The following is a 26,655-nucleotide window of genomic DNA, read 5'->3' on the forward strand; positions in this document are numbered from 1 at the left end:
ACCGTCCTGGCCGAAGCCGGTGATGGAGGTGTAGACGAGGGACGGTTTTTCGGCGAGGAGTTCGGCATGCCCGAGGCCGCGGGCAGCGAGGTAGCCGACCGGGTTGTCATCGATGACAGCGTGCGCGGTCAGCACGAGCCGGCGGGCGAGGGCGCGCCCTTCGTCGGTTTCGAGGTCGAGCACCACCGAGCGCTTGGAGGTGTTGTGGACCCAGAAGGCGAGGCTCGCGTTGGGGTCGCCTTCGTGGCCGCGGACGAAGGGGCGGGCATGGCGGAGGCGGCCGCCGCCGGGCGGTTCGACCTTAATGACCTCGGCGCCGAGGTCGGCGAGGAGGCGGCCGCAGTAGGCGCCGGTTTCGTCGGTGAATTCGATGATGCGGATGCCTTCGAGGGCGCGGTCGGGCATACGGTCAGGACTCCGGGATGGCGGTGACGCGGGCGGGGAGGTCGCGCGCGAGGACTTCAGCAGCCTGGGCGACCATATCGTGCAGGATCTCCGCGGCTGGCCGGATGCGGTTCAGCATGCCGGAGACCTGGCCGGCGGCGTTCATCAGGAGGTCTTCGCGGCCGGCCTTGCGGAGGGAGTAGACGAGGTCCTGCACAAGGAGGCCCTGGAGGCCCATCGGGAGAGCAGGGATACCCGCGGCCTCCCAGGCTTCGATGAGCGGGTTGGTGATGTTGCGCATCGTCTTGCCGGAGTAGAGGCGGGTGACGCGGGTATCTTCTTCTGTGGCGGCGAGGATGCGCTGCTTCTGGAGGTCCGGCTGGTTGGCCTCCTCGGCGACGAGGAAGGCGGTGCCGCACCAGACGCCGATGGCGCCGAGGGCGAGGGCGGCGACGATGCCGCGGCCATCGGCGATGCCGCCGGCAGCCACGACGGGCGTGGGAGCGACGGCGTCAACGACCTGGGGCACGAGCGCCATGGTCGCGACGCGGCCGGTGTGGCCGCCGGCCTCGGTGCCCTGGGCGACGACGATATCGACGCCCGCGGCAGCGACGCGTTTCGCGTTCTTCACGTTGCCGACGAGCGCGAGGATTTTCGTGCCGTTGGCCTTGAGACGGTCGACCCACGGGGCCGGGCTGCCGAGGCCGCTGGCGAAGACCGGCACCTTTTCTTCGATGACGACTTCCATCTGCTCATCGGACATGCCGCCGGTGCGCGGGCGCCGGGGAGCGGGGGCCGCTTCACGCGGCATCTCGTGCCACTCGATGCCAAGGTCCTCGACGATCTTCTTGAGGCCCTCACGGGCGGCGGCGGGGATGAGCTCGCGCGGGTCGGGCGGGAGTTCGGCGGTAGCGGCGCCGCCCATGTAGTTCGACGGCAGCAGGAGGTCGACACCGAACGGGCGGTCGGTCATTGAGCGGACCTTGCGGATCTCTTCGCGCAGGCGCTCGGCGCTGAAGCCGGCGCCGCCGATGACGCCGAGGCCGCCGGCATTGGAGACCGCAGCGACGAGCGGGGCAGTGGCAACGGGGCCCGTCAGTCCGCCAGCGACAGGGCCCATGCCGGCGAGGATGACGGGATACTCGATGCCGAGCATGTCGCACAGGGGCGTGCGCAGCACGGGGCGTGCCATGGAGTTCCTCCGTAGGGGGCGGATGGGGCGGAGTATACGGGAGGGTGGCGCCAGCCGCAGGCGGGCGATTGGACCGCGGGGGAGCAGGGAGGGGAAACTGGAGGCATGCACACACCGGTGACCCCCTGGGTCCTCGCGGGGAGAATCCTGGCCATCATCGGCATGGCCTTCACGGCGGCGTGCACCATCCTCTTCCTGGTTGCGCCGTTCTGGTGGTGGGCGCTGGGGTCGGCGCTGGCATTTATCCCGTTCTTCCTGCTCATCGTGGTGGTCGAGCGGTACCAGTCGAAGCATGGCCTGATCGGGCCAGAGCCGGCGATTGTCCCCGAGGATGAGGAGAGCGACTGACGGCCTGGCGGCGCTCGCGGTCCTCGCGGCCGTGCTCAGCGCGTGTGCGCAGACGCCCGCGGTCGATGGCAAGCTGCTCGACCGGCACCTTTGCGAAGCGGCGGACCTGCCCTTCGCCTTCATGGAGCAGACCCGCGGCGACTTTTCGGCGGACGACCTGGGCGGCCTTTCCAGCGACCCGGAGACGCGGAAGCGCGACTACCGGGCGGCGGGGATGGTGGGCGGACGGTTCGTGTTCTGGAAGGAGCAGCTGCCCCGGCCGCCGTTCGCAAGCCCGGTGAACGTCGTTTGCCAGGCGATTCAGTTCGAAACCGCTGAGCAGGCGCGGGCATGGCTCGAGCAGTCGCCAGCCACAGGGCAGGCGGTGAGGGACTCGGGCATGCTCTGGGCGCCAGACGGCGGCGGGACAGCCCGGGAGCTGCCGTTTGACGGCGATGGCCGCCTGTTCGAGCTGGAGGCCGAGGAGGGCGATGCCCGGGTTCGCCTGTGGGCGCTGCACGAGCTGCGCGGGCCGCTGGTGGTGAGCGTGTTCGCGGGCGACCGGGACGGACGGGCGAGCCCGGAGTTCGCGCTGGCGATCGCGGCGGCGCGCGACCGGCGAATCGGCGAAGACGCTACTTCGGCGTCTCGGTGATCTCGATGGTCTGGATGGTCACGGGCTCGAGCGGGCGGTCACCCTGGCCGACCTGGACGCGCCCGATGGCCTCGACCACGTCCATGCCGGAGATGACTTCGCCGAAGGGGTAGAACTTGTTGGCGGTCGGGTTGTCGTAGTCGAGCGAGGGGTTGTCCTTCAGGTTGATGAAGAACTGGCTGCCGAACTGCGTCTGCCCTGAGACCTTGGCCATGGCGATGGTGCCCTTCTTGTTGCGCAGCTCGTTCGGCTCGTCCTCGGTCTGATAGCCGGGGCCGCCGGTTCCGGTACCGGTGGGGTCCCCGCCCTGGATGACGAAGTTCGAGACGACGCGGTGGAAAGTTGTGCTGTCGAAGTAGCCCTGCTTTGCGAGGAAGACGAAGCTGTTGACCGTGTTGGGGGCGACGTCGGCGAAAAGGCGGACGGTGAAGTCGCCCTTGCTGGTCTTGAAGGTGGCGGTGTAAGTGTTCTTTTCGGCGTCGATGACCTTCTCGGCGGCGGTGAACTGCTTCGACGCCGGCGTGGGGCTGCCGGTCGGTGAGGCGTCGGGTGAGGCGGTGGCGGCCGGGGTGGCGGTGGGAAGGGCGTCGGGGTTGCCCTGGTCGGTGCCGCCCGCAGTGGTGAGCACGGCGGTGACGATCATACTGACCGCGACGAGGATGCCGACGATTGCGAACCAACGGACGTTCCCGAGGATGTTCATGGGGAAGCCGGGTTTGTAGATTTCGGCTGGGGAGGCGTGGCTCAGCTGATAGGTACGGCGGCGGGAGGGTTCCTGCCGCAGGTGATGCAGCTCGCGGCGCTTGCGCTTGGGCACGATGGAACTCCGGTGGGCGGGAGGTTCTTCGGTGGGTACCGGCTCGGGGCCAGTATACGAAGGGGGCGGATTGCGACCAAACCGGCGGGTAGCCGCCGGTAAGGGCCGGATTCAGGCGCGGTAGCCGAGGCGCGCCAGCTCCTCGCGGGCGACTTCGCGGTCATCCCACGGGATGGATTCGGTGCCGTAGACGATCGACTTTTCGTGACCCTTGCCGGCGATGACCACGATATCGCCGTAACGGGCCATGGAGAGCGCCCGGGCGATGGCTTCGCGCCGGTCCTCGATGTCGAGGAAATCGGTGCCGCGCTGGCGGCCAGCGCTCTCGGCGTGGCGTCCGATCTCCCGGACGATGGCTGCGGGGTCCTCGGAGCGGGGGTCTTCGTTCGTGAAGATGGCGAAGTCCGCGCCCTCGGCGGCGGCGCGACCGACGCCGAAGCGGCGGCCGGGGTCGCGTTCGCCCGCGGCGCCGACCACGATGATCAGGCGCCCCTGGCAGACGTCGCGCAGGACTTCGAGCACCTTGCGCACGGCATCGCCGGTGTGGGCGTAGTCGACGATGACTTCGAATGGCTGGCCGGCGGAGATGCGCTCCATGCGCCCGGGGACGCCCGGGCAGGCTGCCAGCCCGCGGGCGATATCCTGCAGCGGCGCCCCGACGGCGAGCGCGCCGGAGGCCGCCGCGAGCGCATTCATGACGTTGAAGAGCGCGGGCAGCTGCAGGTCGACCTCGGCCATCCCGGCGGGCGTAACGATGCGGAAGGCGGTGCCATCGGGCCGCAGGATGATGTTGCGGGCGACGATCTCGGCATCGCGCGCTTCGAGGCCGTAGCGGACGGGCCGGGCGTTGGTGAAGCTGAGCATGTAGTTGGCCGACGGGTCATCGGCGTTGACGACAGCGTGCTTTGGGACGCCCTTGTCGTGGGCGAATTCGAGCGCAGCGAAGAGGCGGGCCTTGGCATCGCGGTAGGCTTCGAAGGTCTTATGGAAGTCGAGGTGGTCGCTGGTGATGTTGGTGAGGATGGAGACGTCGTAATCGACGTGGTCGAGGCGGTGGAGGGCGAGCCCGTGGCTGGTCGATTCGACGATGGCGTAGTCACAGTGCGCATCGGCCATGCGGCGAAGGAGGCGGTGGACCTCAGGGGCCTCCGGGGTGGTCATGCGGGCCGTGACGTGGCCGGTCTCGCCAGGGAGGTAGGTATCGACCGTGCCGAGGCGGCCGACGCGGGCGCCGGCGGCTTCGAGGGCGTACGTCAGCAGGTGTGAGGTGGTTGTCTTGCCGTCGGTGCCGGTAATGCCGATGACCACAAGCTCGCGAGAGGGGTGACCGTAGAACCACGCCGAAGCGGCGGAAAGCGCCGGGCGTGCTGCGGGCACTTCGATGAGCGCGAGGCTCTCGGGCAGGGGTGGGAGTTCGCGGCCGGCCTCGATGATGGCGGCGCTCGCGCCGGCGGCAGCCGCCTCGGGCAGGAAGCGGTGGCCGTCGACGTTGAAGCCGGGAATCGCCACATACAGGGCGCCGGGGACCACGAGGCGGGAATCGTGGTGGACGGCAGCGATCGTCAGCGATGGGTCGCCGCGGAGGAGGCGGGCGCCATCGAGCCCGGCCAGCAGGGACGCGAGCGTCCGTTCGGTGTGGCGTGGTGGCGGGTTCGTCACGGGAAAGATGGTAGCTGGCGCGATAGCCGGTGTCTTGGTTACTCGAGCGCGCGGACCAGGTCGAGGAAGTTGCCGAGCATGCGGGCGGTGGCGCCCCAGATCAGGTCGTTGCCGAACTGGTACGACTGGAAGGTGTAGGGCCGGCCGTTGATGATGCGCCGGTCGGGGACGATGTTGGCGGGGTCGAGGAGGTGGGAGAGCGGGACTTCGAGGAGGTAGGCGACCTCCTCGGTGCTGAAGCGCCAAGGGTAAGGATAGCGGTCGAGCCAGCCGACGAACGGGGTCACGCGGAAGTTGGAGATGGTGGCCATTTCGTCGAGCTGGCCGAGAACCTCCACGTGGTCGGGGTGGACGCCGATCTCTTCGTGGGTTTCGCGGAGGGCGGTGAAGCGGATGTCCGGGTCGCCGGGGTCCATGACGCCGCCCGGGAAACTGACCTGGCCCTTGTGGTCGCGTACGGAATCGGTGCGCTTCTGGAAGATAATGTGAGGGCCGCCAGGCCGTTCGTGGAGGAGGATGAGGCCGCCGGCAGGGGGAAGCGGCCGGTCGGGGTCGAGCGTGGCCGGCTGATAGGCCCGGAGCAGCCGGCGGAGGTCGTCACGCATGGCGGTCAGGGTCGGCTGGCGAAGTGTCGCCGGCGAGTAGATTCGATCAGTTCGTCCCAGATGCGCGATTCGAGGGCGCGGGCGGCATCGCCGGGGGTGGCTTCGACCGCGGCGTGCAGCTCAATGAGGCCGGCGCGGAGGAGGTCGTTCTCGCGCTGGAGGTCGGAAATGCGCAGGGAGGCCGCCGGGGGCGCCCCGAGCGCGTCGCGCATGCCCGCGGGCGCGGCTTCGCCGAGGAGGGCCAGGCCATCGGCGAGGAGCTTGCGGACGATGCGGTTTTCTTCGACGAGGCGGTCGGCGGCGCGTTCGAATTCCTCGGCGGCCATGAGGTTGAGCACCGCCGCGATGCCGACGAGCTGCTGGCCGAACGGCGTCCTGATTTCGCGCATGACTTCGGTGAGGAGGTTGGCGGCGACGCCCTGCAGGACGCGGGGGACGGGCGGGTTCATGGCAGCCTCCCAAGGGTGCGGAGGAGGTACTGGTCCTGGGCGTTGATGAGCGAGTAGGCGACCATCGGGAGGATCAGTTCGTTGGTGCGGCCCTCCTGGAAGGAACGGGCTCCGGTGACCCAGATGCCCTGGCACTTCACGTGGGAGAAGACTTCCCACCAGTGGAGCGCGTCGCGGTCGACGGGGATGCCGCTGTACCGCTCCCAGGTGGCGATCGCCGTTTCGCGGTCGACGATCCCGCCGGGGCGGCCGTCCCTGGCCCAGTGCCAGGACTGGTTGAAAGACCAGGCGAGATCTTCGAGGGGGTCGCCGAGGTGGGCCATTTCCCAGTCGACGATGCCGTGGATGGAGCCGTCTTCGCGGTAGAGGAAGTTGCCGACCCGGTAATCACCGTGGACGACGCTGATGCGCACGGCGGGAGGCGGCGGGCTGGCGCGGAGCCAGCGGATGGCCGCCCGCATGATCGGCTGGGGGCTGAGCTCCTGCTCGGTGAGGATGCGCTCCCAGTGGTCGAGTTCAACCTGCCAGGCGGTTTCGGGCGTCGGGATGCGGGCCACGCGTTCGATGGGGGTGCCGCGCCAGTCGAAGGTCGCGATGGCGGCGAGGATGCGGTACATGTTGTCGGCGAGCTGCGCGTGAGCGGCGGTGTAGGGCGGGGCGATGATGCGGGCGGTCGATGACTCGCAGCCGAGTATGCGGTCCATGATGAAGAAGGGGCCGCCGAGGATAGACGGGTCGTTTTCGAGCCAGCGCATGCGCGGGACGGGAACATCTGAGCCCCAGAAGGCCGAGTAGAAGGCGTACTCGGCCTCGCGGTCGGTTTCGAGCAGGCTGGCCGGCGGGTCCTTGCGCAGGACGAAGGCGGCCGTGCGAGGTTCGCCGTGCTCGGTCCAGGCGGCGTCGAACATCCAGGTTTCGCGGGAGGCGCCGCCGGGGATGCGGAGCAGGTTGGTGACGCTCACGTCATCGGCACCGAGGCGCGGGGCAAGGTATCGGGCGATTGCGTCTTCCACGGCCGGGAACTCTACGTGGTCGGCCACCTGCGAGAAAGTGGCTCCGGCCCTAGAGAACGCCCTTGGTGCTGGGGATCTCCCCGCCGCGGCGGGGGTCGATGCGGGTGGCGGCATCGAGGGCGCGCGCCATGGCTTTGAACGCGGCCTCGATCTTGTGGTGGTCGTTGGCGCCGTAGAGCACGCGCAGGTGCAGGTTGATCTTCGCGGCGAAGGCGAAGGATTCAAGGAAGTGGTTGAAGAGGTCGGGGGGGAGGCCGCCCAGCTCGCGACCGAGGAGCTTGAGGTCGAGGACGGCGTAGGGGCGACCGCTGAGGTCGACGGCGGCGAAGGCGAGGGCTTCATCGAGCGGCATGTAGGCGGAGCCGGCGCGGACGAGCCCGGCCTTATCGCCGACCGCGCGGGCGAGGGCTTCGCCGAGGCAGATGCCGACGTCTTCGACGGTGTGGTGCTGGTCGATCCAGAGGTCGCCGCGGCAGCGGACATCGAGGTCGAAGACGCCGTGTTTCGCGATGTGCGAGAGCATGTGGTCGAGGAAGCCGACGCCAGTATCGACGGAGAAGCGCCCGGTGCCGTCGAGGTTGAGCGTGATTTCGATGGCGGTCTCGGCGGTGGTGCGCGAGACCGTGGCGGTCCGGGCTGCGGGTGCGGCGATGTCGTTCACGTTCAGAGCTCCTTGAGGGCTGCGAGGAGGGCATCGGTGTCGGCAGGGCGGCCGACGCTGACGCGGATGCAGTTCTGAAGGTCGGGGCGATCGTAGTAGCGGACGAGGATGCCGCCCGAGCGAAGGCTGGCGGCGGCATCGCGGGCACTGCGGCCCGTGACCGCGCAAAGGAGGAAGTTGGCGACCGACGGGAGGGGGGTGAGCCAGCCGAGGGCGGCCAGCCCGGCGCGGAGACGTTCGCGCTCGGCGACGATGGCCGCGATCGTTTCGCCGATCTCGGCGCGATGCTCGATCGCGGCGATGGCGGCGGCCTCGGCGGCGACGTTCACGTTGTAGGGCTGCTTGATCGCCATCAGGTGGGCGGCCAGTTCGGACGTGCTGATGCTGTAGCCGACGCGCAGCCCGGCCAGCCCGGCCCACTTGCTGAAGGTGCGGAGGACCACGAGGTTGGGGAATTCGGCGATGCGGGGGACGACCGATTCGCCGCCGAATTCGATGTAGGCCTCATCGACGACGATGAGCGCAGGGAGCCGCAGCAGGGCTTCGAGTTCGGCGCTGTTGAGCGGGTTGCCCGTCGGGTTGTTGGGGTGGGTGAGGAAGATGATGCGCGCCCCGGATTCGTGGACGGCGCGTTCGATGGCGACGACGTCGAGGTCGAAGTTGGGGCGCCGCGGGATCTCCAGCGGGCGGGCGCGCATGATGCGGGCGAGGAAGCGGTACATGCCGAAAGTCGGCGTGGGGATGACGACCGCCGGCGGGGAGACGAGGCGAATCAGGAGGTCGATGAGGTCATCGGCGCCGGTGCCGGCCACCACCTGGTCGGGTTCGACATCGACGTAGCTGGCGATGGCGGCGCGGAGGCGCTGCTGGCCGGGGTCGGGGTAGATGTGGAAGGGCGCGCGCGCGATCGCCTCGAGGACCGCCGGGTGCGGGCCGTAGAGGTTCTCGTTGGCATCGAGCTTAACCAGACGCTCGACAGGGACGCCGATTTCGGCGGCGAGGACATCGAGGGGCTTGACGGGGACGTATTCCTCGAGGTCGTCGAGGTCGGGACGAAGCAGCGCGCGCAGGGACACGTCAGCGCCCCTGGAGCCGACGTTCGACCGCATGGGCGTGGCCGGTGAGGCCCTCGGCGCGGGCGATGATGGAGGCCATGCGGTTGAGGTCCTCCATGTCGTCCTCAGGGAGGTTGACGATGGCCATCTTCTTGAGGAAATCGTGGACGCCCAGTGGGCCGCTCCAGCGGGCAGCGCCGCCGGTGGGCATGGTGTGGCTGGGGCCGGCGGTGTAATCGCCGACGGCCTCAGGGGAGGCTTCCCCGAGGAAGAGGCCGCCGCAATTGCGCACTTTCATGGCGTAGGCCGTGGGATTTTCGACACAGAGGCAGAGGTGCTCAGGGGCGTATTCATTGGCGAGCTCGATGGCGTGGTCGATATCGTTGACCAAGATGCAGCCGCCGCGATTTTCGAGCGCCTGGCGGGCGATCTTTTCGCGCTCGAGCCCGCGGAGCTGGCGCTCGATAGCGGCAGCGACGGCGTCTGCGAGGTAGTGGGACGGGGTAAGGAGGATGGGGCTCGCGAGGGGGTCGTGCTCAGCCTGGGCGATGAGGTCGGCCGCGACGAACTCGGGGTTGGCGCTTTCGTCGGCGATGATCATCGTCTCGGTGGGGCCGTAGATGCTGTCGATGCCGACATCGCCGAAGACCTGCCGCTTGGCGATGGTAACGAAGAGCCCGCCCGGGCCGGCGATCTTGTCGACGCGCGGGATGGTTTCGGTGCCGTAGGCGAAAGCGGCGATGCCCTGCGCTCCGCCCGCCTTGAAGACGGCGTCGACGCCGGCGATATCGGCGGCGACGAGCTTGACCGCCGGGACGGAGCCGTCGGGGAGGACGGGGCTCGTGAGGTAGACCTCGTCGACGCCGGCGACACGGGCCGGGATGGCGCACATGAGGACGGTGCTCGGAAGCGGGGCGCGGGTGCCGGGCACATAGATGCCGGCGCGCTGGATAGGACGCGTGACCTGCCCGAGCCCCTGTTGCTGGAAATCGATGGTGGCGCCGCGCAGCTGCGTTTCGTGGTAGCGGCGGATACGCTCGGCAGCGAACTTGAGGGCCTCGACCAGGTCAGGCGGCAGGGCGTCGTAGGCGGCGCGGATTTCCTCCGGCTCGACGCGGAGGCTGGGCGTGTGGGCGCCATCGATGCGGGAGTTGTAGTAGCGGACCGCGTTGTCGCCGTCTTCGCGGACGTCGCGGATGATGCGGCGGACCACTTCGTCGGGGCTGAGCTCCTGCCCGAAGGTGCGGAAGGTAGTTTCGCGGATATCCATTGGGAGCTCATCGGTTTCGAGCGGGCGGCGGGAGAGGAGGGTTCGGCGGCCCTCTTCGGCGTTGCGGATTATGTGCATCCCAGGTACCTCTCAACGGCAGCACGGGCGGTGTCGGTGGCCCGCTGCACGAAGGCGTCGATCTCGCTGTCGGTGATGTGGGCGATTGTCTCACCGAGGAGTTCGGGGAGCGAATCGAGGAAGTGCTCCATCGTCTCGCCCTCGGAGAGGCCGGCGAGGCGGAGGTGGTTGGCGATCATGGCGCGGGCGCGGTCCCAATCGAGGTTGCGAGCGGCGACATCGTGCGAGACCTGGCGCCAGCGCTCGAGGGTCTCGGAATCGATGAAGCCGCAGGCGATACCTTCGACCGTGCAGGAGAGGGCGGCGCAGATCGACTGCTTGAGCTCCGGGTCGGAGCCGAAGCGCCGGTCGAGGTCGAACTGGAGGAGCCGGTCCATGACGTTGGCGCGGATGGCCCCACCGAGGTGGTGGTGCTGGAGGAAGTAGGGGCGGTAGACGCCGGTGATGTATTGCTCATCGAGAACGAGGTGGGAGATGTAGCCGGCTGCCCAGGCGCGGGTTTCGGGGTTGAGGCGCTCGGGGGCGGCGAGATGCCCGTACGTCTCGAGGAAGGTCGCGACCGAGTCCTGGTGGTTATGTTCGTTCAGGTCGAAGAAGTGCGTGCTGAAGCGGTCCTGCCGGGTGAGCACGCGGATATCGGGCGAAGTGGCGCCGAGCAGGTAATGGCCCGAATCTGGCGAGAGGTGCTCAGTCGCGAGGTCGATCGCGACCTGCCGGGCGACCACCATGTGGAACGTGATCGGGGGCATGGCCCCATAGTAGACAATGCGGCGGGGGTTCGCGCCGTTAGATGCGGGCGCTTTCGATGTTGGTGAGGAGGATGCCGCGGCAGCCGATGCTGGAGAGCTCGTCCATGATGCGGTGGGCTTCCTTGCGGCGCACCATCGCTTTGACGGAGTACCAGCCCTCGCGCTTCAGCTGGGTGATGGTGGGCGACTCCAGGCCGGGCGTAATTTCGCAGGCGCGCTGGAGGATGGTGCCCGGGCAGTCGTATTCGACCATCATGTAGTCGAGGGCGACGAGGCGCCCCTCGATGCGGCTGCGGAGGACGCGAACGGGCGGCTGTTCGGCGCGGTCGGGGTGCGCGTAGAGCGCGGCGTTCGAGGTGAAGAGCGGGTCGCCGACGATGCGGAGGCCGGCCTGCCGGAGGGTGGTGCCGGTATCGACGACATCGACGACGGCCTCGGCGATGCCGAGCGCGACCGAGATTTCTACCGCGCCCTCGAGTTCGACCAGGCGGAGCTCGCGGCCGGGGAAGGCCGAGCGAACGATAGACGGGAAGGAGGTGGCGATGCGCAGGCCGGCAACGTCATCGAGGGTGCGGGCGGGAGAATCGACGGGCACGGCCGCGCAGAGGCGGGAGTGGCCGTAGTTGAGGTCGAGCAGCAGCGCCGGGTGGTGGTTGCGCTCGGCGGCGAAATCCTTGCCGGTGATGCCGGCATCGAGGATGCCGTTGGCGACGTAGACGGGGATATCGCCGGGGCGAAGGAAGTAGAACTCGACATCGTTTTCCGGGTCGAACGAGGAGAGCTGGCTGCCGGAGCGCCCGACGCGGTAGCCGCAGGCGCTGAGAAGCTCGAGCGTGGGTTCGAAGAGGACGCCTTTATTGGGGAGCGCGACCTTGATCATAGGGTGCGATACACCTCATCGAGGGTGAGGTCGTTGGCGGCCATCATGCAGGCGACGTAGTACAGGACCTGCGCGAGCTCGGCGGCGAGGGCTTCGCGCGATTCGTAGCGGGCGGCCATCCAGGCCTCGGCGGCCTCTTCGACGAGCTTCTTGCCGATGGCGTGCGAGCCGGCAGCGAGCAGGGCCGCGGTGGCGGAACCCTCGGGCATCTCCAGCTTGCGACTGCGGGTGAGCGCGACGATGTCTTCGAAGGTCACGGCGTCACGATAGCCGAAGCCGGGGCAGGGGTCATGCCGTGGGCGGGACCGGCGCTGGCCGGAGGGTGACGTCGGCGGCGGTGACGGTTTCCTCCGTGCCGTCGTCGAGGCGGACGACGAGGGCGCCGGTGGAATCGATCCGGGCGGCGGTGGCTTCGTAACGCTGGCCGCCGGGGGTGTCGATGATGACCCGGCGCCCGAGGACGAGGCTGAGCTGGCGGTATTCGGCAACCACCCGCTCGATAGGTTCCTCGAAGGCACGCTCGAGGTGGTTGCAGAGGCCGGCGAGAAGCTCTTCACGGTCGATGGGGCGGCCAGCAACGGTGGCGAGGGCGGTGGCGATGCCGGCGAGCTCGGGGAGCACGGAGGGGTCGGCGTTGACGTTGATGCCGATGCCGGGGAAGGCGATGGGGCCATCAGGGTCGAGCTCGGCGTCGATGAGCATGCCGCACACTTTGCGCTCGTTCACCCAGACGTCGTTCGGCCACTTGATCATGGCTGCTGGCGCGACGGTGCGGATTGCGCGGCAGACGGCCACGGGGATGCGGAGGGGGAGGGTGCGGTGGAGTTCGAGGGAAGGACGGAGCACGAACGTGACGTAGATGTTGGCGCCGGATGGGCTGAAGAAGGAGCGCCCGCGGCGGCCGCGGCCGGCGGTCTGCTCCTCGGCGAGGACCGCGGTGCCGTGGACCGCGCCTTCTTCGGCTTCGCGGCGGGCGAGGTCCATGGTCGAGCCGAGAGAGAGGCGATAGACGAGCGAGCGCCCGACGAGGCGGGTGTCGAGAGCGGCGTGGAAGCGGGCGAAGTCGAACGGAACGGCGGGTTCGGTCATCTGTCCGGTGGTGCGAAAAGGGCCCCGGAGGAGATTCCGGGGCCCGGGCGTAGCTAAGACCTGAGTCTTAGGAGGTTGGGTGATTCCCCAGGTGAGGACCTAGGAGGAAGTCACCTCCAGCGCCAAGGGTCGGTCGTAGCTACGACTATGATGGTCCATGCGCATCACCTCCTTTCCTGCCTGCAACCATGCGCCAGCGGGCGGGAGGCTGTCAAGAGGTTTGGGAGGTCACGGGCTTTTTCGGAGCGGAGGGCCTGCTATCCTGAGACCGTTGTGCGTATTCGGCGGCGTCCTGGCCGGGCGAGCCCGGTCAAATCTACGGCGCCGCAGGGCTGGAGGATTCCCCTGGTTACCCCCGTAAGCATGAAGCAGCTGCTCGAAGCCGGCGTGCACTTCGGGCACCAGACGCGCCGCTGGAACCCCAAGATGCGGCAGTTCATCTTCACCGAGCGGAACGGCATCCACATCATCGACCTGCAGCAGACCGTGACGCGGCTGGAAGCGGCGATCAACTTCGTGCGCGATGTCGTGGCCTCGGGCTCGGACGTCCTGATCGTGGGCACCAAGAAGCAGGCGCGCGAGACGGTGGAGATGGAGGCGAAGCGGGCCGGCCTGCCGTACGTGAATAACCGCTGGCTGGGCGGCACGCTGACGAACTTCCGGACCATCCAGCAGCGCATCCGGCACCTGCGCGAGATGGAAGCGGCGATGGAGCGGGGCGACTACGCGCGCCTGCCCAAGCGCGAGCAGCTCGAGATCCAGAACGAGATCGAGCGGATGAACCGCTACTTCGGCGGCATCAAGAACATGGACCGGCTGCCGGGCGCGGTCTTCATCATCGATACCGTGAAGGAAGCGATCGCCGTTTCCGAGTGCGTGCGGCTGGGCATCCCCATTGTGTCGCTGGTGGATACCAACTGCGACCCGGACCCGATCGCGTACCCGATCCCGAGCAACGATGACGCCATCCGGGCGATCAAGCTGATTCTCGGCAAGATCGCGGACGCGGCGATCGAGGGCCGCGCGGCGCGGGAATCGGGCGTCGGCCCGGGCGTGCGGGTCGATGACCTGGCGCGCAGCGCCGAGGCAGGCGTGGCGAGCGGGGTGTACACCGCTTCGCCGGAGGACGAGGCGACCGAGGAGGCCGGTGCCCGGGTCACGGTCATTGGCATGAACGCAGATTCGCAGGAGTAGGACGTGGCTGCTGTTACGACGGAGATGATCAAGGAGCTCCGGGAAGAGACCGGGGCGGGCGTGATGGACGCCAAGCGCGCGCTCGAGGAGGCCGGCGGCGACAAGGCGAAGGCGAAGGCGATCCTGCGGGAGCGCGGCATCGCTGCCGCGGCCAAGCGCCAGGACCGTGAGACGAGCAACGGCGTGGTCGATGCGTACATCCACGCTGGCGGGCGGATCGGCGTGCTGGTGGAGGTCAACTGCGAGACGGACTTCGTCGCGAACACCGCCGAGTTTCGCGAGCTCGCCAAGAACATCGCGATGCAGGTCGCGGCGATGAACCCGCAGGTGGTCTCCGCCGATGACCCGGAGCGTGGCAAGTTCGAAGGGCCGGACGAAGAGGTGGTGCTGCTGAAGCAGCCGTTCATCCGCGACGGGAGCAAGACGATCCAGGACCTCATCCAGGATGCGATTGCCCGGACGGGCGAGAACATCCGGGTGCGGCGTTTCGTGCGGTTCGAACTGGGCCGGTAGCCATGGAGGAGGACGGCCGCGGGCGGTTTCGGCGCGCGCTCGTCAAGCTGAGCGGCGAGGCGCTGATGGGTTCGCGGCCGTTCGGCATCGACCCGGTCACGCTGAACGACCTCGCCCGGCAGATCAAGCAGGCGGTCGATGAGGGCGTGCAGGTTGCCGTTTCGGTTGGGGGCGGCAACTTCTGGCGCGGCGCCACGGTCGCCGAAACGGGCATGGACCGCGCCACCGCCGACTACGCGGGCATGCTCGGCACGATCATGAATGCCCTGGCGCTGCAGGATGCGCTGGAGAAGCGCGGCGCCGTGGTACGCACCCAGACGGCGCTGCCAATCGCGCAGGTGGCGGAGCCGTACATCCGGCGGCGCGCGATTCGCCACCTCGAGAAGGGGCGGGTGGTGATCTTCGCGGCCGGGACCGGGAACCCGTTCATGACCACCGACACGGCCGGGGCGCTGCGGGCGATCGAAACCGACTGCGAAGTGCTGCTGATGGCCAAGAACGGGGTCGATGGGGTGTACGACGCGGACCCGGCGAAGGTGCCGACGGCGCGGAAGTTCGAGCACGTGACGCACATCGAAGCGATCCAGCGCCGGCTGCAGGTGATGGATATCACGGCGCTGAGCATGTGCATGGAGCACCACATGCCGATCGTGGTGTTCGATGTGGCGGCGCCCGATGCGGTGTACCGTGCCCTGCGCGGGGATACGATAGGGACGCTGGTTTCGGCCTCACCGGAGCCGGCCGCCCATTCCTGACCAGTTCGAAACCGGAGGAACGCTATGGTGGAGCCGGAAGAGATCCTCCTGGAAGCGGAAGAGAAGATGGACCACTCGGTGGAGGCGCTGAAGCGCGAGCTGAACGGCGTGCGGACGGGGCGCGCGCACCCGAGCCTCATCGAGACGCTGATGGTGGACTACTACGGGGCGCTGACCCCGCTAAAGCAGCTTGGCACGATCAACGCGCCGGAACCGCGCCTCCTGACGGTGACGGTCTGGGACCGGAGCGCGGTCCCGGCGATCCAGAAGGCGATCCAGTCGAGCGACCTTGGGCTGAACCCGGCGATTGACGGGCAGACGCTGCGCCTGCCGATCCCGCCGCTGACGGAGCAGCGCCGCAAGGAGCTGGTGAAACTCGTGCACCACAAGGCCGAGGATGCGCGGGTGGCCGTCCGGAACGTTCGGCGGCATGCGCATGAGGAGCTGCGCAAGCTGGAGAAGGAGGGGGGGATGTCGCAGGACGAGCTGAAGCGGGCCGAAGAAGAGCTGCAGAAGCTCACCGACCGGCACGTGGCAGTTATCGACGCGGAGAGCAAGAAGAAAGAGGCGGAGCTCCTTGAGGTCTAAGGCCGAAGAACCGGCTGAAGGCTCCCGGACGGCGGAGTACCTGGGCGACCTGATTTCGCCGATTAGCGGCGGGCGCGTGCCCCGCCACGTTGCGATCATCATGGACGGCAACGGCCGCTGGGCCACGCAGCGGGGCCTGCCGCGCGCCGCGGGCCACCGCGCCGGGACCGAGAACATTCGCCGGGTCATCGAGCGGTTCGCCGACCACGGGGTGCAGTACCTGACGCTTTACGCGTTCAGCACGGAGAACTGGAACCGGCCGCAGCGGGAGGTACGCACGCTGATCCGGCTGCTGCGCTACTTCATCAAGCGGGAGTTGAACAACCTGCACCGGAACGGCATCCGGCTGCAGATGCTGGGGCATATCGAAACGCTGCCGGAGTGGCTCCAGCAGCAGGTGCGCGACGCGATCGAGCTCACCCGCCACAACGACCGCATGGTGCTGAACATCTGCTTCAGCTATGGCGGCAGGGACGACATCGTGATGGCGGTGCGGGCAATCATCCGGGATGGCGTGCCGGCGGAGGAGGTAACGGAGGCGGTGGTGTCGCGCTATGTCATGACGGCCGGGATGCCGGACCCGGACCTCGTGATTCGCACGGCCGGGGAGCAGCGGATTTCGAATTTCCTCCTCTGGCAATCGGCCTATGCGGAGCTGTACTTCACGGACACCTACTGGCCGGACTTCGGGCGGGAAGATACCGACATCGCGCTGGCCGAGTATGGGCGGCGGAAGCGGAAGTTCGGGGGGCTGCTCGAGGAAGACCTCGAAGCGTTCCGGGACCAGCCGGGCTGAACTGGTGGACACTGGCCGCCTTTCGAACCTGCACCAGCGGCTTTTGACGGCGGCCGTCGGGCTGCCGATCGTCCTCGGGGCGGTATGGGCCGGCGGCTGGGTCTTCACGCTGGTGCTGGCGGCGGCCGTGTTCCTGGCAGCGATGGAGTTCGTGCACGGCTGGCTGATCCCGTCGCGGCCGGTGCGCGAGGCGCTGCAGGTGGCGCCGGTGTTCGTGATCGCACCGGTGACGGTGGCCGGGGCGCACGTCGACCCCCGGTTCGTCTTGATGGGGGCGGGGTTTGCGGGGCTGTTCGCGGCGCTCGGGTGGGCACCGACGCAGGCGCTGGGACCGCGCAAGCCGTTCCGGGTCCTCTCGGGGTGCTTCGCCTACCTGGGGCTGCTGGGGTCGACGCTGGTGCTGGTGCGCGATGCCGACGGCGGCCGCGACTGGTTTCTCATCGGCCTGCTGGGGACGTTCGCGGTCGATACTGGGGCGTACGCGGTCGGGCGGGCGATCGGACGGCACCGGATGGCGCCGCGGATCAGCCCGAAGAAGACGTGGGAGGGGGCTGCGGGCGGATACGCTGCAGGTCTCGGGACAGTCCTGGCGTTGAACGGGTGGTTCGAAACAGGGGCAGGAGCCGGCACCGTGCTGCACCTCGCGGTGGCCCTGCCGGTTGCGGCGATGGTCGGCGACCTGTTCGAGAGCTGGATGAAGCGGCGAATGGGCGTGAAGGACGCCAGCGGCCTCCTGCCGGGGCACGGGGGCTTCATGGACCGGCTCGACTCGGTGCTGTTCGTATTCCCGGTGGTGTACCTGTTCCTGCAGACCCGTGTGCTCTGATAGCCTGAAATCGGGAGGTGACGGCGGCATGTCTGGTGCGGCGATCGAGCACGGCGAGGTCCAGGTCAACTGGATTCGGATGCATTACGCGGCGGCCGGTGCCGGCGAGCCGGTGGTGCTGCTGCACGGCTTCCCGGAGTCGTGGTATTCGTGGCGGCACCAGCTGACGGGGCTTTCGGACCGCTACCGCGTGATTGCGCCGGACCAGCGCGGCTACAACCTGACCGAGGCGAGGCCGCCGTACGACACCGATACGCTCCAGGCGGACGTCCTGGCGCTGATGGATGCACTGGGCATCGAGAAGGCGCACGTGGTGGGGCACGACTGGGGCGGGGTGATCGCGTGGCTGCTGGGCATGAACCACGGCGACCGGCTGCTGACGCTCTCGGTGTGCAATCTGCCGCACCCGGCGATTTTCCGGAAGCGCGTGTGGCGTCCGCGGCAACTGTTGAGGTCGTGGTACGTAGGTTTCTTCCAGTTGCCGCGGCTGCCGGAACTGGCGCTTTCGGCGCAGGGCTACCAGCTGCTGGCGCGCCGGATGATCCGGGAGTGCCGGCCGGGGACCTTTACGCGGGACGATATCAAGGAGTTCCTGGCCGGCTGGCGGAGGCAGGGGCTGGGCGGCGGGATCAACTGGTACCGCTGGGCGGTCCGAAAGCCGCCGCGCATCCCGGACCCGGTACCGCTCATCCGGGTGCCCACGCTGCTGGTCTGGGGCGAAGAGGACCGGTACCTCGGCCGCGAACTGATCGACGGGACGGAAGAGTATGTTGCGCGGCTGCGGGTCGAACGCCTCCCCGGGATAAGCCACTGGGTGCAGCAGGAGGCGCCGGACGAGGTGAACCGGCTGCTGCGCGAGCACTTCGCCGGCGGGGCGGGATGACGCGCACGCCGGGGCCAGCGCGTCCCGGGCTGGAAGAGCTGGAGGACCGGCTCTTCACCAGCGGCGAACCCCCGCTCCTCTTTCGCCGGCGGGTGGTCGCCGGGCTGGTCGCGGGATTTGTGCTGCTCGTGGCGGCCTATGGCCTGACGAGCCGGTACCTGGGCCTCTCGTACACCTTCGACGCGGAGCCCTTCCGGGAGTGGGTCGATGGCTTCGGCATCCTGGGGCCGCTGGTGTTTATTGCCGTCATGGCGCTTTCGGTGCTGTTCGCGCCGGTGCCGAACGCGCCGATTTTCATGGCGGCCGGGCTCGCGTGGGGTCCGGTGCTGGGGACGGCGTACTGCATGGCCGGCCTGACGCTTGGTTCGGCGATCGCCTTTTGGATTGCCCGGCGATTCGGACGGCGACACCTGGCCCGGCTGATTGGTCCGAAGCTGGCGGAGCGGCTGGATTCGCTGGTGCTGGAGATGGGGGGCCGGGTGGTGTTTTGGGCGCGCATGATCCCGGCGGTGAACTTCGACTGGATCAGCTTTATCGCGGGGATGACGGCCATCCCATTCCGGGTGTTCCTGGTGTATTCGGTGCTCGGGATGTTGTTTCCGACAACGGTGGCGGTAGTTGCCGGCGATGGGCTCGGGCGGGATTTTCGCGTGACCCTTGCCGCGGGCGCGGCGTGGCTGGCGGTGGTCGTGGTGAGCGCCGCCGTCTACTGGCGAAGACGGGCGCGGCGGCAATCCGTGGGATAACCCGGCGGATTGCGGGAGAACGGGGCAGCGCCTCGGGGATTTGCCTATCTCGGTGAAGACCGCCGGGGCGGAGAATTCCTGACGTCGCGCAGGAGGTGATCCCCGTGGAGTTGGCCCGATTTCCGACCCATCTCCGCCTGGTGCGGCCGGCAGACCGCGACGGTGCAGTTTCGATGCCGGCAGAGCGGCGGCTCCTGAGCCGGCGGGAGCTGCTTCACCGGCTCGATGCGGTTGCGGAACTCGCGCCGCGCGCGCCGCTTTCGTTCCTGGCGGTCCGCATCGAGGGGCTGGAGGAGGTTGAGGAGGAGCGCGGCGAGGTGGGCGCACGGTTCGCGGCGCGAGCCGTCGGTGATGCGCTCGCGCAGGTGTGCAGGGGCACCGACCTCCCGGGTGAGCTGGAGCCCGGGGTCTTCGGCGTGGTGCTGCAGGGTGCGGGCGCGACGGCGGCGGCAGCCGCGGCAGCGAGGCTGACGCACCACCTGAACCGGCTGCGGCACCTGCCGGCTGGCTGCGCAGTGGTGGTCGGAGCGGCGACGGGCACGGGTTCGCACGGCCGGCGGCTGGTCGGCGCGGCGCTGGAGATGTACGAGTCCGCCGGTTACGAAGCCTGACGCGCCACCAGCCGGGTGGCGATGGGCAGGGCGTAGCGGGTCAGGCGGGCACGCAGGGCGAAGTTCTCGCGGGCAGCGGGCGCGGGCGAGCGTGATCGCTCCCACGAGGTGAGCGTGTCGTACCAGGTGACCAGGAGCATCATGACTGAGGACGCATCCAGGTCCTGGCGGAAGAGGCCGACCGGTTCCGCGCGGTAGTCATCGGTGTTTTCGAAGGTGGTCCAGGCTTCGACCGACAGTTCGACGAAGCGGTCGACATCGCCGGGGGCGATTTCGAAGAAGCGGAGCACGTAGACGCCGGGGCGGGCGAGCGGGTCGGGCGCGACCGGGCGGGCGGTGGGCAGGAGCTCGCGGCGTTCCACCGCGTCGGCGCCGGGGAGGGCCGGCCAGGCGGATGTCCCGGGCAACCCCGAGGCGATGGCGAAGAGTTCATCGGTGCGAAGGCCGAGGAGCCCCGAGAACAGCCCCCAGGGGTGCAGGCCCGACGCCGCGCAGGCAGCGGACCAGGTCCCGGCGAGCGAGTCGAGGGCCTCGGCGGTGTGCGGCCGGGGTAAGCGGAAACGAACGAGGCGGTAGGCGGCGTCGGAGGACATGGCCGGGGAGTTTACGCCAGCGGCACCGAGAGGTCAGGGCCTGACACCTCGCGGACGACCGCCACTTCCCGGCAGTTCGTGAAGAAGGGGCAGCGCACGCACTCGTTCCACACCTTCTGCGGGAACTCCATCACGTTGGCGAGGCGGAACCCCTGCTTTTCGAAGAAGCCGGGGCGGTAGGTGAGGGCGAAGACGCGTTCGAGGCCGAGATTCCGGGCATCTTCGAGGCAGGCCCGCACGATGGCGGCGCCCACGCCGCGGCCCTGGACGGATTCGTCGACGGCGAGCGAGCGAATCTCGGCAAGGTCGGGCCCCATGATGTGGAGCGAACCGCAGCCGACGACCCGGCCGTCGAGCCGGGCGACCTTGAAATCGCGGATGGCTTCGTAGATTTCGCCGATGGGGCGATGGAGCATATCGCCGCGGTCGGCCCAGAAGGTGACGAGGGAGTGGATGGCGCCGGCATCGACGAGCCGGGCGGGTTCGACGCAGATCATCGGTTGGGAAAGCTCCTGTCGGTCGGTGGTTGAGGGCTTCGACGATCAGCGCGAGCGGCGTGCAGGGGCGACGTGCGTAGCGTCGCCCGGGGTCACCTCGACCGATTGGAGCATGGACATGCAGGGAGTATACGGAAGGGCTCGCGGAAGGTCATCGGACGTAGAGCGGATGGCAGGGAAGGGGGTAGGCTTCTGGAGCCGGTACTGCCGGCGGAGGTTGAGCGATGCGCGTCGTGGTGATGGGACAGGCTGCCTTCGGGGAGGCCGTGCTGAAGCGGCTGCTGGAGGACGGGGTTTCGGTGGTGGGGGTGAGCGCGCCGGCGCCTTCGGGCGGCCGGGTCGATCCCCTCTTGGCCGCGGGGGACGCGGCGGGGCTGCCGGTGGTCGAAACGCGGGCGCTGAAGGAGCAAGCGGGGCAGGAGGCGTGGGCCGCGCTCCGGCCTGACCTCTGCGTGATGGCGTTCGTGACGGAGATTCTGCCGAATGAGGTGCTGGAGCTGCCGCGGCTGGGGAGCATCCAGTACCACCCGAGCCTGCTGCCGCTGCACCGTGGGTCTTCGGCGATCAACTGGGCGATTATCAACGGCGACCGCGAGACCGGGTTGACGATCTTTTGGCCGGACCGCGGGATCGACACCGGCCCCATCCTGCTTCAGCGGCGGTGCCCGATCGGCCCGGACGACACGGTGGGCTCGATCTACTTCGAGCGGCTGTTCCCGATGGGCGTCGAGGCGATGGCGGAGGCCATTCGGCTGGTGCACGAGGGCCGGGCCCCGCGGGCGGAGCAGGACCATGCGAAGGCGACCTACGAGCCGCCCTGCCGGGACGAGCACGCGCAGATTCGCTGGTGGGAGCCGGCGGAGCGGCTGTACGCGCTGGTCCGCGGCTGCAACCCGCAGCCCGGGGCGTGGACGACGTACGAAGGCTCGCGGCTGCGCATCTTCGACTGCCGGCTCACCGGGACGGAAGAGCCCGGGATGCCGGGCCGCGTGCTGCGGGTGGAGGACGGTTCGTTCGATGTTCGCCTGAACGGGGGCGTGCTGCGGGTGCTCCGCGTGCAGCCGGAAGGCGGGAAGAAGGTGGCTGCTGGCGAATGGGCCCGGGAGGCGGGGCTGGAGGCTGGGTACCGTTTTCGTTAGCCGCCGGCCGGGAGGCGCTCGCCCAGGTGGCGCAGGAGAAACTCGATGACGCGGCGCTCCTGGTATTCGAGGCCGCGGGCGTCCCGGGGCATGTGGCGCTCCTCCGGGAAGACGAGCAGGTCGTAGTCTTTGCCGGCTTCGGTGAGGGCAACGATGAAGCGGGCGGTGTGGCGGAAGTGCACGTTTTCGTCGGTCATGCCGTGGACGAGGAGGAGGCGGCCGGCGAGGCGGCGGGCGTGAGTCAGCGCTGAGCTCTCGCGGTAGCCCTCGGGGTTGTCGGCCGGGGTGCCCATGTAGCGCTCGGTGTAGGCGGTGTCGTACCCGTCCCAGTCGGTCACTGGGGCGCCGGCGACGCCGACGCGGAAGACCTCCGGGGCGCGCAGCATGGCCATGATGGTCATGTAGCCCCCGTAGCTCCAGCCGTAGATGCCGACGCGGGAGGCATCGACACCGGGCAGAGCAGCGGCGTAGCGGACGGCGGCGAGCTGGTCTTCGACCTCGACGGTGCCGAGGCGGCGGGCGATGTGGGCCTCGAAGGCGAGCCCGCGGCCCGCTGAGCCGCGGTTATCAAGCTTGAGCACCCAGCAGCCCTGCTGTGCGAGGTACTGGGCGCGGAGGTCGACCGTGAGGGTCCAGTCATCGACGACGCGCTGGACGTGGGGGCCACCGTAGACCGAGACGATGAGCGGGCGCGGTCCATCGAAGCCGGGGGCGGGGCGGTAGAGCGCGCCGTAGACCGTGGTGCCATCGGCAGCGGCGGTTTCGAAGAACTCCGGGACCTGGAGGCCGAGACCCGCGGGCGTAACTTCGGCCTGGTGCACGGAAATGACAACGTCGTCGCCCAGGGAGCGCACGGCGACCCGGGGCGCGTGCCGCCGCGAACTCCAGCTGTCGGCGAGCCAGCCCCCATCGGGCGAGAGGACGCCGCTGTGCCAGCCCGGTTCGGCGGTCAGCCGTTCGATGGGGCCGCCCTCGAGCGGCACGCGGTAGAGATGGCGTTCGAGCGGCGATTCGCGGGTTCCGGCGAAGTAGACCAGGCCACGCGCTTCGTCGCAGCCAAGGAGGCCGGTCACCATCCAGTCGCCGGAGGTGAGCTCACGGATGAGGTCGCCCTCCGGGGAGCGAAGCTCGAGGTGGCAATAGCCGGTGCGCTCGCTCGACCAGACGATGCGGCCGTCGTTGAGGAAGTGGGTGTCGCCGGCGAGGTTGATCCACGGCGCCTGGCGCTCTTCGATGAGGGTGCGGGCGGCGCCGCCAGGTTCGAATGCCACGAGGCGGAGGGTCTGCTGGTCGCGGGAGAGGAGCTGGGCGGTCAGCACGCCATCGGGGCGCCAGCCGACGCGGGCAATGTACTGGTCGGGGTCGCGGCCGAGGTCCATCCAGGTGCAGGCCTCGCTGTCGAGCTCGATCACGCCGAGCTGGAGGATGGCGTTGGGCTGCCCGGCGAATGGGTACCTGTGGCGTTCGACATCGATGGCCGAGACGCCCTGGTGGACGATGGGGTATTCGGGGATGTGGCGGGAATCGGCGCGGATGAAGGCGATGCGGGCGCCATCGGGGCTCCACCAGAAGCCGCGGTCGCGGTCGAGCTCCTCCTGGGCGATGAACTCAGCGACGCCGGAGGTGAGGCCGTCGGCGGCATCGAAGGTGAGGCGGCGCAGGTCGCCGCTCGCGAGGTCGCAGACGTAGAGGTCGCCATCGCGGACGAAGGCGACGCGGGTACCGGCCGGGTCGAGCTGGGGGTCGAGGGCCCCCTCGGTGCCGGGGATGGGTTCGAGGTCGCCGTCACCGATGCGGAGCCAGAGTCGGCCGCCGGCGGGAATGAGCAGCGTCTCGATAGCGGCGGAGCGGGCGAACTGGTAGGCGGTGACGCCGAGCTCACGGAGGCGCGCGCGTTCACGGCGGAGCTCCTCCTCGCGAGAGAGCACGGCCTCGCTGGTCGATGCCGGCGGCGGACCGGCGAGGACCGTTCGCTCACCGGTCGCGAGGTCGAGGCGCCACAGGCTGCGGACGAGGGTGCCCTCCGCGCTGAAGAGGAAGGTGAGCGCGCGGCTATCGGGGGTGAAGCCCAGGCCCCCGGGGATGGTCGTGCCCGGGCGCGGGAAGCGGGCGACGTCGGCGATGGTGAGCGGTTGCGGCTCGGTCACCGGGCGAACGCCTCAGCGCGGAGTGCTTCGATCTCCTCGATGCCGACAGGGATGTCGGCTGTCAGCACCTCGGCCGCGTCCTCGGTCACCAGGATGTCGTCTTCGATGCGGATGCCGCCGAGCTGGAGAAGGGAGTCGACCCGGTCCCAGTTGACGGCCTCGCGATAACGTTCGCGGCGGGCGGGGTCCCGGAGGATGGCGGGGATGAAGTAGATGCCCGGCTCGATGGTGACGACGTAGCCGGGCTGGAGGGGCAGGTCGGCGCGGAGCCACTTGAGGCCGAAACGGTCGCTGGGGGTGCGGCCCTGGAGACATCCGCCGGCATCGTGGGTGGCGAGCCCGAGCAGGTGGCCGAGGCCGTGGGGGAAGAAGAGAGCATGGGCATCGCAGTCGACCAGGTCATCGGGGGAGCCGCGGAGGATGCCGAGATCGACGAGCCCGGCGGCGATGCGGCGGCAGGCGGCCAGGTGGAGGTCGCGGTACTCGACCCCGGGGCGCGCGGCTTCGATGGCGGCCCGCTGGGTTTGGAGCACGAGGGCGTAGAGGTCGCGCTGGAAGCCTTCGAAGCGCGGGCCGACGGGGAAGGTGCGGGTCACGTCGGAGGCGTAGCCATCGACTTCAGCGCCGGCGTCGATGAGCACGAGGTCGCCTGGGCGAAGCTCGCGGCGGGTCGGTGCGGCGTGGAGGATGGCGGCGTTGGGGCCCGAGCCGACGATGGAGCCGTAGGCGGTACGGTCGGCGCCGGCGCGGAAGAATTCGGCTTCGAGCTCGACCTGGAGGGCACGCTCGGCCTGGCCGGGGCGAGCGGTGCAGAGGGCGAGCAGGTGACCGGCGCGCGAGGCGGCGGCGGCGCGGCGCATCGCATCGAGCTCGGCGGGATCCTTGGCGCGGCGCTGTTCGGAGATGACCCAGGAGAGCCGGGCGGAGAGTTCCTCGTCCGGCGACACTTCGAGACGGTGAAAGCCGGCCAGGCGGTAGCCCCCGGGGCGCCTGGCGAGGTCGTGGTTGCCGAGCAGGGCGAGCGGCTCGGCGCGCCGGGGCTCGAGCCAGGCTTCGAGCTCCTCGATGGGCCGCGGCACCAGGCCGGAGGCAGCGGCAAGCGCCGCGGGGTCGGGGCCGTCGCCGGTCCAGATGCGGTCGTCGGGGGTGGGGAAGGCGACGAACAGCTGCCAGCCCTCGGCGGGGTCGAAGGCGAGCACCGAGGCGGGCTCGGCAATGCCGGCGAGGTAGCGGAATTCGGCGTGGGCGTGAAAGTCGTGAAACTGGTCCGTGCCCGCGATGGGCACGGGGAGACCGGAGGCGACGAGCACGGTCCCCCGGTCGAGGCCCCAGGCGCGGGCGACCCGGGCGCGGCGCTCGGCAACCAGGCGGGTGGGGTCCACGCCGGCAGTGTACCGCGCTGCCGGCCGCCGGTCAGTCGAGCCGGTTGTAGCGTTCGGCGGCCCGGGCGAGGAGGTGAGCGACGCGGTCGCGGAGTTCCGCCGGCTGGACGACGGTTGCCTCGGGGCCCCAGCTCAAGACCCAGGGGGTGATTTCGAGCAGGCTCGGGAGCGAGACCTTCAGGCGGATGCCGCCATCGGCGAGCGGCTCGAGCTCCTGGGAGACGTGCCAGTAGCTTTCCTGGATGCGCGCCGCGACGGCCGGGGTGAAATCGATGACCACGTCGTAGCGGGAATCGCCGAGGCCGACGCCGCCCCAGGAGTGGCGAAGCGTTTCGGCGAGGCGGTCGATATCGACGGGGTCGAACTCGCGGCCGGCGTTTTCGACCGCGTGGATGCGATCGAGCTTGAAGACGCGCGTCTCGCCGTGGGTGTGGCTGTAGCCGATGAGGTAGGTGCCGCTCTGGGTGTGGTCGAGGATGTACGGGTCGACCTCGTAGCGGCGCTGTTCGGAGCTGTGGGCGGAGCGGTAGGTGAAGCGGATGGTGCGGGAATTGGCCCAGGCCTCGGTGATCCGGCGGAGGTTCTCGATCGCGTCGTGGTCGGAGGGCAGCTGGGCGTACTCGGAGACGGTGCGCCGCATGTGGCCAGCCATGCCCTGAGGAATGGCATCGGCGACCTTCTCGAGAGCGGAAAGGGCGTCCGGGTCGCGTTCGTCGGCCGAGCGGAGCATGAGGCGCATGGCGAAGTAGAGCGCGCGCGCCTCCTGCAGGGTGAGGCGGACCGGGCCGAAGACGAGGTTGGCGCCATCCATGATGCGCCACTTGCGATTTTCGGTGACCAGGGGGACGCCGAGGTCGGTTTCGAGGTCAAGGATGTCGCGCTGGATGGTGCGCTGGGAGAAGCCCGTTTCGCGGGCGATTTCGGCAGTGGAGAGCGGGCCGCGCTTGATGAGGAGGTCGCGGATGCGGATGAGACGGGTGGAACGGCGGGTTTGTTCGGTCAACGTCGGGCGTCCTCCCGGGGGCGAAGGTGGGACGAGGGTACGGCCGGGGCGCGACAGGTTTTGTCGCCGTCATTTCGTGACATCGGAACTTTTGTGAAT

General features: G+C 69.2%; 31 protein-coding genes. 12 read left to right on the top strand and 19 right to left on the bottom strand.

Going from position 1 to position 26,655, the window contains the following annotated elements; all coding sequences use genetic code 11:
- Together VAE46_RS12790 and VAE46_RS12795 are read right to left on the bottom strand one after the other, a co-directional pair.
- Positions 1–405 (bottom strand): CoA transferase (locus VAE46_RS12790; RefSeq protein ID WP_322797329.1); only part of this gene is annotated, 405 nt, incomplete at its 3' end.
- Between the two features lie 4 nt (positions 406–409).
- Positions 410–1,576: a nitronate monooxygenase family protein gene (locus tag VAE46_RS12795; RefSeq protein ID WP_322797330.1), complete on the bottom strand. Its 1,167-nt coding sequence runs from the start codon at positions 1,574–1,576 to the stop codon at positions 410–412.
- A gap of 105 nt (positions 1,577–1,681) precedes the next feature.
- On the opposite strand from VAE46_RS12795, the gene VAE46_RS12800 reads away from it, so the two are divergent.
- Positions 1,682–1,924: a hypothetical protein gene (locus VAE46_RS12800; protein ID WP_322797331.1), complete on the top strand. Its 243-nt coding sequence runs from the start codon at positions 1,682–1,684 to the stop codon at positions 1,922–1,924.
- Positions 1,908–2,558: a hypothetical protein gene (locus VAE46_RS12805; RefSeq protein ID WP_322797332.1), complete on the top strand. Its 651-nt coding sequence runs from the start codon at positions 1,908–1,910 to the stop codon at positions 2,556–2,558. The genes VAE46_RS12800 and VAE46_RS12805 overlap by 17 nt, the downstream gene beginning before the upstream one ends.
- Here VAE46_RS12805 and VAE46_RS12810 read toward each other — a convergent pair.
- The 12 genes from VAE46_RS12810 to VAE46_RS12865 all read right to left on the bottom strand — a co-directional run bounded on the left by VAE46_RS12810 (position 2,539) and on the right by VAE46_RS12865 (position 12,883).
- Entirely contained in the window at positions 2,539–3,375 is an 837-nt protein-coding gene (locus VAE46_RS12810) for a peptidylprolyl isomerase (RefSeq protein ID WP_322797333.1), read from the bottom strand. The two genes, VAE46_RS12805 and VAE46_RS12810, sit on opposite strands and share 20 nt — an antisense overlap.
- A 111-nt stretch (positions 3,376–3,486) precedes the next feature.
- A complete protein-coding gene (locus VAE46_RS12815; RefSeq protein WP_322797334.1) occupies positions 3,487–5,034 on the bottom strand; it encodes a UDP-N-acetylmuramoyl-L-alanyl-D-glutamate--2,6-diaminopimelate ligase in 1,548 nt (515 codons plus the stop codon).
- Between the two features lie 38 nt (positions 5,035–5,072).
- Complete coding sequence (locus VAE46_RS12820) at positions 5,073–5,639, bottom strand: CoA pyrophosphatase (protein ID WP_322797335.1); 567 nt, start codon at positions 5,637–5,639, stop codon at positions 5,073–5,075.
- A gap of 5 nt (positions 5,640–5,644) precedes the next feature.
- A complete protein-coding gene (locus VAE46_RS12825) occupies positions 5,645–6,088 on the bottom strand; it encodes a hypothetical protein (RefSeq protein WP_322797336.1) in 444 nt (147 codons plus the stop codon).
- On the bottom strand, positions 6,085–7,101 hold the full coding sequence (locus tag VAE46_RS12830; protein WP_322797337.1) for a phosphotransferase family protein: 1,017 nt from the start codon (positions 7,099–7,101) through the stop codon (positions 6,085–6,087). Before VAE46_RS12830 ends, VAE46_RS12825 begins: the two co-directional genes overlap by 4 nt.
- 49 nt (positions 7,102–7,150) lie before the next feature.
- A complete protein-coding gene (gene hisB / locus VAE46_RS12835; RefSeq protein ID WP_416223971.1) occupies positions 7,151–7,768 on the bottom strand; it encodes an imidazoleglycerol-phosphate dehydratase HisB in 618 nt (205 codons plus the stop codon).
- Entirely contained in the window at positions 7,765–8,838 is a 1,074-nt protein-coding gene (gene hisC, locus VAE46_RS12840; RefSeq protein WP_322797339.1) for a histidinol-phosphate transaminase, read from the bottom strand. The genes hisB and hisC overlap by 4 nt, the downstream gene beginning before the upstream one ends.
- 1 nt (position 8,839) lies before the next feature.
- Positions 8,840–10,165: a histidinol dehydrogenase gene (hisD, locus tag VAE46_RS12845; RefSeq protein ID WP_322797340.1), complete on the bottom strand. Its 1,326-nt coding sequence runs from the start codon at positions 10,163–10,165 to the stop codon at positions 8,840–8,842.
- On the bottom strand, positions 10,156–10,914 hold the full coding sequence (locus VAE46_RS12850) for a zinc dependent phospholipase C family protein (RefSeq protein WP_322797341.1): 759 nt from the start codon (positions 10,912–10,914) through the stop codon (positions 10,156–10,158). Before VAE46_RS12850 ends, hisD begins: the two co-directional genes overlap by 10 nt.
- A gap of 37 nt (positions 10,915–10,951) precedes the next feature.
- A complete protein-coding gene (gene hisG, locus VAE46_RS12855) occupies positions 10,952–11,794 on the bottom strand; it encodes an ATP phosphoribosyltransferase (RefSeq protein WP_322797342.1) in 843 nt (280 codons plus the stop codon).
- Positions 11,791–12,003 carry a phosphoribosyl-ATP diphosphatase gene (gene hisE, locus VAE46_RS12860; protein ID WP_416223972.1) on the bottom strand — a complete coding sequence of 71 codons (213 nt, stop codon included), beginning with the start codon at positions 12,001–12,003 and terminating at the stop codon, positions 11,791–11,793. The genes hisG and hisE overlap by 4 nt, the downstream gene beginning before the upstream one ends.
- A gap of 79 nt (positions 12,004–12,082) precedes the next feature.
- Positions 12,083–12,883 (bottom strand): biotin--[acetyl-CoA-carboxylase] ligase, encoded by an 801-nt coding sequence (locus tag VAE46_RS12865; RefSeq protein WP_322797344.1) that lies wholly within the window; start codon positions 12,881–12,883, stop codon positions 12,083–12,085.
- 363 nt (positions 12,884–13,246) lie between these two features.
- On the opposite strand from VAE46_RS12865, the gene rpsB reads away from it, so the two are divergent.
- The 9 genes from rpsB to VAE46_RS12910 all read left to right on the top strand — a co-directional run bounded on the left by rpsB (position 13,247) and on the right by VAE46_RS12910 (position 19,795).
- Positions 13,247–14,077, top strand: coding sequence for a 30S ribosomal protein S2 (gene rpsB / locus VAE46_RS12870; RefSeq protein WP_322797345.1), 831 nt, complete (start codon positions 13,247–13,249; stop codon positions 14,075–14,077).
- A 3-nt stretch (positions 14,078–14,080) separates the two neighbouring features.
- The gene (tsf, locus tag VAE46_RS12875) at positions 14,081–14,590 is read left to right on the top strand and encodes a translation elongation factor Ts (RefSeq protein ID WP_322797346.1); all 510 of its coding nucleotides are present in this window, start codon (positions 14,081–14,083) and stop codon (positions 14,588–14,590) included.
- A 2-nt stretch (positions 14,591–14,592) separates the two neighbouring features.
- The gene (gene pyrH / locus VAE46_RS12880) at positions 14,593–15,345 is read left to right on the top strand and encodes a UMP kinase (RefSeq protein ID WP_322797347.1); all 753 of its coding nucleotides are present in this window, start codon (positions 14,593–14,595) and stop codon (positions 15,343–15,345) included.
- A 24-nt stretch (positions 15,346–15,369) separates the two neighbouring features.
- On the top strand, positions 15,370–15,933 hold the full coding sequence (gene frr, locus VAE46_RS12885; protein WP_322797348.1) for a ribosome recycling factor: 564 nt from the start codon (positions 15,370–15,372) through the stop codon (positions 15,931–15,933).
- The gene (locus tag VAE46_RS12890; RefSeq protein WP_322797349.1) at positions 15,923–16,729 is read left to right on the top strand and encodes an isoprenyl transferase; all 807 of its coding nucleotides are present in this window, start codon (positions 15,923–15,925) and stop codon (positions 16,727–16,729) included. The genes frr and VAE46_RS12890 overlap by 11 nt, the downstream gene beginning before the upstream one ends.
- Before the next feature lie 4 nt (positions 16,730–16,733).
- Positions 16,734–17,555, top strand: a complete 822-nt coding sequence (locus VAE46_RS12895) for a phosphatidate cytidylyltransferase (protein WP_322797350.1) — start codon at positions 16,734–16,736, stop codon at positions 17,553–17,555.
- 28 nt (positions 17,556–17,583) lie between these two features.
- On the top strand, positions 17,584–18,438 hold the full coding sequence (locus VAE46_RS12900) for an alpha/beta hydrolase (RefSeq protein ID WP_322797351.1): 855 nt from the start codon (positions 17,584–17,586) through the stop codon (positions 18,436–18,438).
- Positions 18,435–19,184: a TVP38/TMEM64 family protein gene (locus tag VAE46_RS12905; RefSeq protein WP_322797352.1), complete on the top strand. Its 750-nt coding sequence runs from the start codon at positions 18,435–18,437 to the stop codon at positions 19,182–19,184. Before VAE46_RS12900 ends, VAE46_RS12905 begins: the two co-directional genes overlap by 4 nt.
- Before the next feature lie 104 nt (positions 19,185–19,288).
- Positions 19,289–19,795: a hypothetical protein gene (locus VAE46_RS12910; RefSeq protein WP_322797353.1), complete on the top strand. Its 507-nt coding sequence runs from the start codon at positions 19,289–19,291 to the stop codon at positions 19,793–19,795.
- Here the strand turns inward: VAE46_RS12910 and VAE46_RS12915 are convergent.
- The gene (locus VAE46_RS12915; protein WP_322797354.1) at positions 19,783–20,388 is read right to left on the bottom strand and encodes a hypothetical protein; all 606 of its coding nucleotides are present in this window, start codon (positions 20,386–20,388) and stop codon (positions 19,783–19,785) included. The genes VAE46_RS12910 and VAE46_RS12915 overlap by 13 nt on opposite strands.
- An 11-nt stretch (positions 20,389–20,399) precedes the next feature.
- A complete protein-coding gene (locus tag VAE46_RS12920; RefSeq protein WP_322797355.1) occupies positions 20,400–20,885 on the bottom strand; it encodes an N-acetyltransferase in 486 nt (161 codons plus the stop codon).
- 224 nt (positions 20,886–21,109) lie between these two features.
- On the opposite strand from VAE46_RS12920, the gene VAE46_RS12925 reads away from it, so the two are divergent.
- The gene (locus VAE46_RS12925; RefSeq protein WP_322797356.1) at positions 21,110–22,024 is read left to right on the top strand and encodes a methionyl-tRNA formyltransferase; all 915 of its coding nucleotides are present in this window, start codon (positions 21,110–21,112) and stop codon (positions 22,022–22,024) included.
- Here VAE46_RS12925 and VAE46_RS12930 read toward each other — a convergent pair.
- From VAE46_RS12930 to VAE46_RS12940, 3 genes are read right to left on the bottom strand one after another with little or no spacing between them, the layout of a single operon-like run.
- Positions 22,021–24,171, bottom strand: a complete 2,151-nt coding sequence (locus VAE46_RS12930) for a S9 family peptidase (RefSeq protein WP_322797357.1) — start codon at positions 24,169–24,171, stop codon at positions 22,021–22,023. The two genes, VAE46_RS12925 and VAE46_RS12930, sit on opposite strands and share 4 nt — an antisense overlap.
- Positions 24,168–25,553, bottom strand: a complete 1,386-nt coding sequence (locus VAE46_RS12935; protein ID WP_322797358.1) for an aminopeptidase P family protein — start codon at positions 25,551–25,553, stop codon at positions 24,168–24,170. The genes VAE46_RS12930 and VAE46_RS12935 overlap by 4 nt, the downstream gene beginning before the upstream one ends.
- A gap of 31 nt (positions 25,554–25,584) precedes the next feature.
- Positions 25,585–26,556: a helix-turn-helix transcriptional regulator gene (locus VAE46_RS12940; RefSeq protein ID WP_322797359.1), complete on the bottom strand. Its 972-nt coding sequence runs from the start codon at positions 26,554–26,556 to the stop codon at positions 25,585–25,587.
- Positions 26,557–26,655 lie beyond the last annotated feature (99 nt).

Origin of the sequence: Tepidiforma sp., from assembly GCF_034433535.1 — a bacterium.
Lineage (GTDB): Bacteria > Chloroflexota > Dehalococcoidia > Tepidiformales > Tepidiformaceae > Tepidiforma.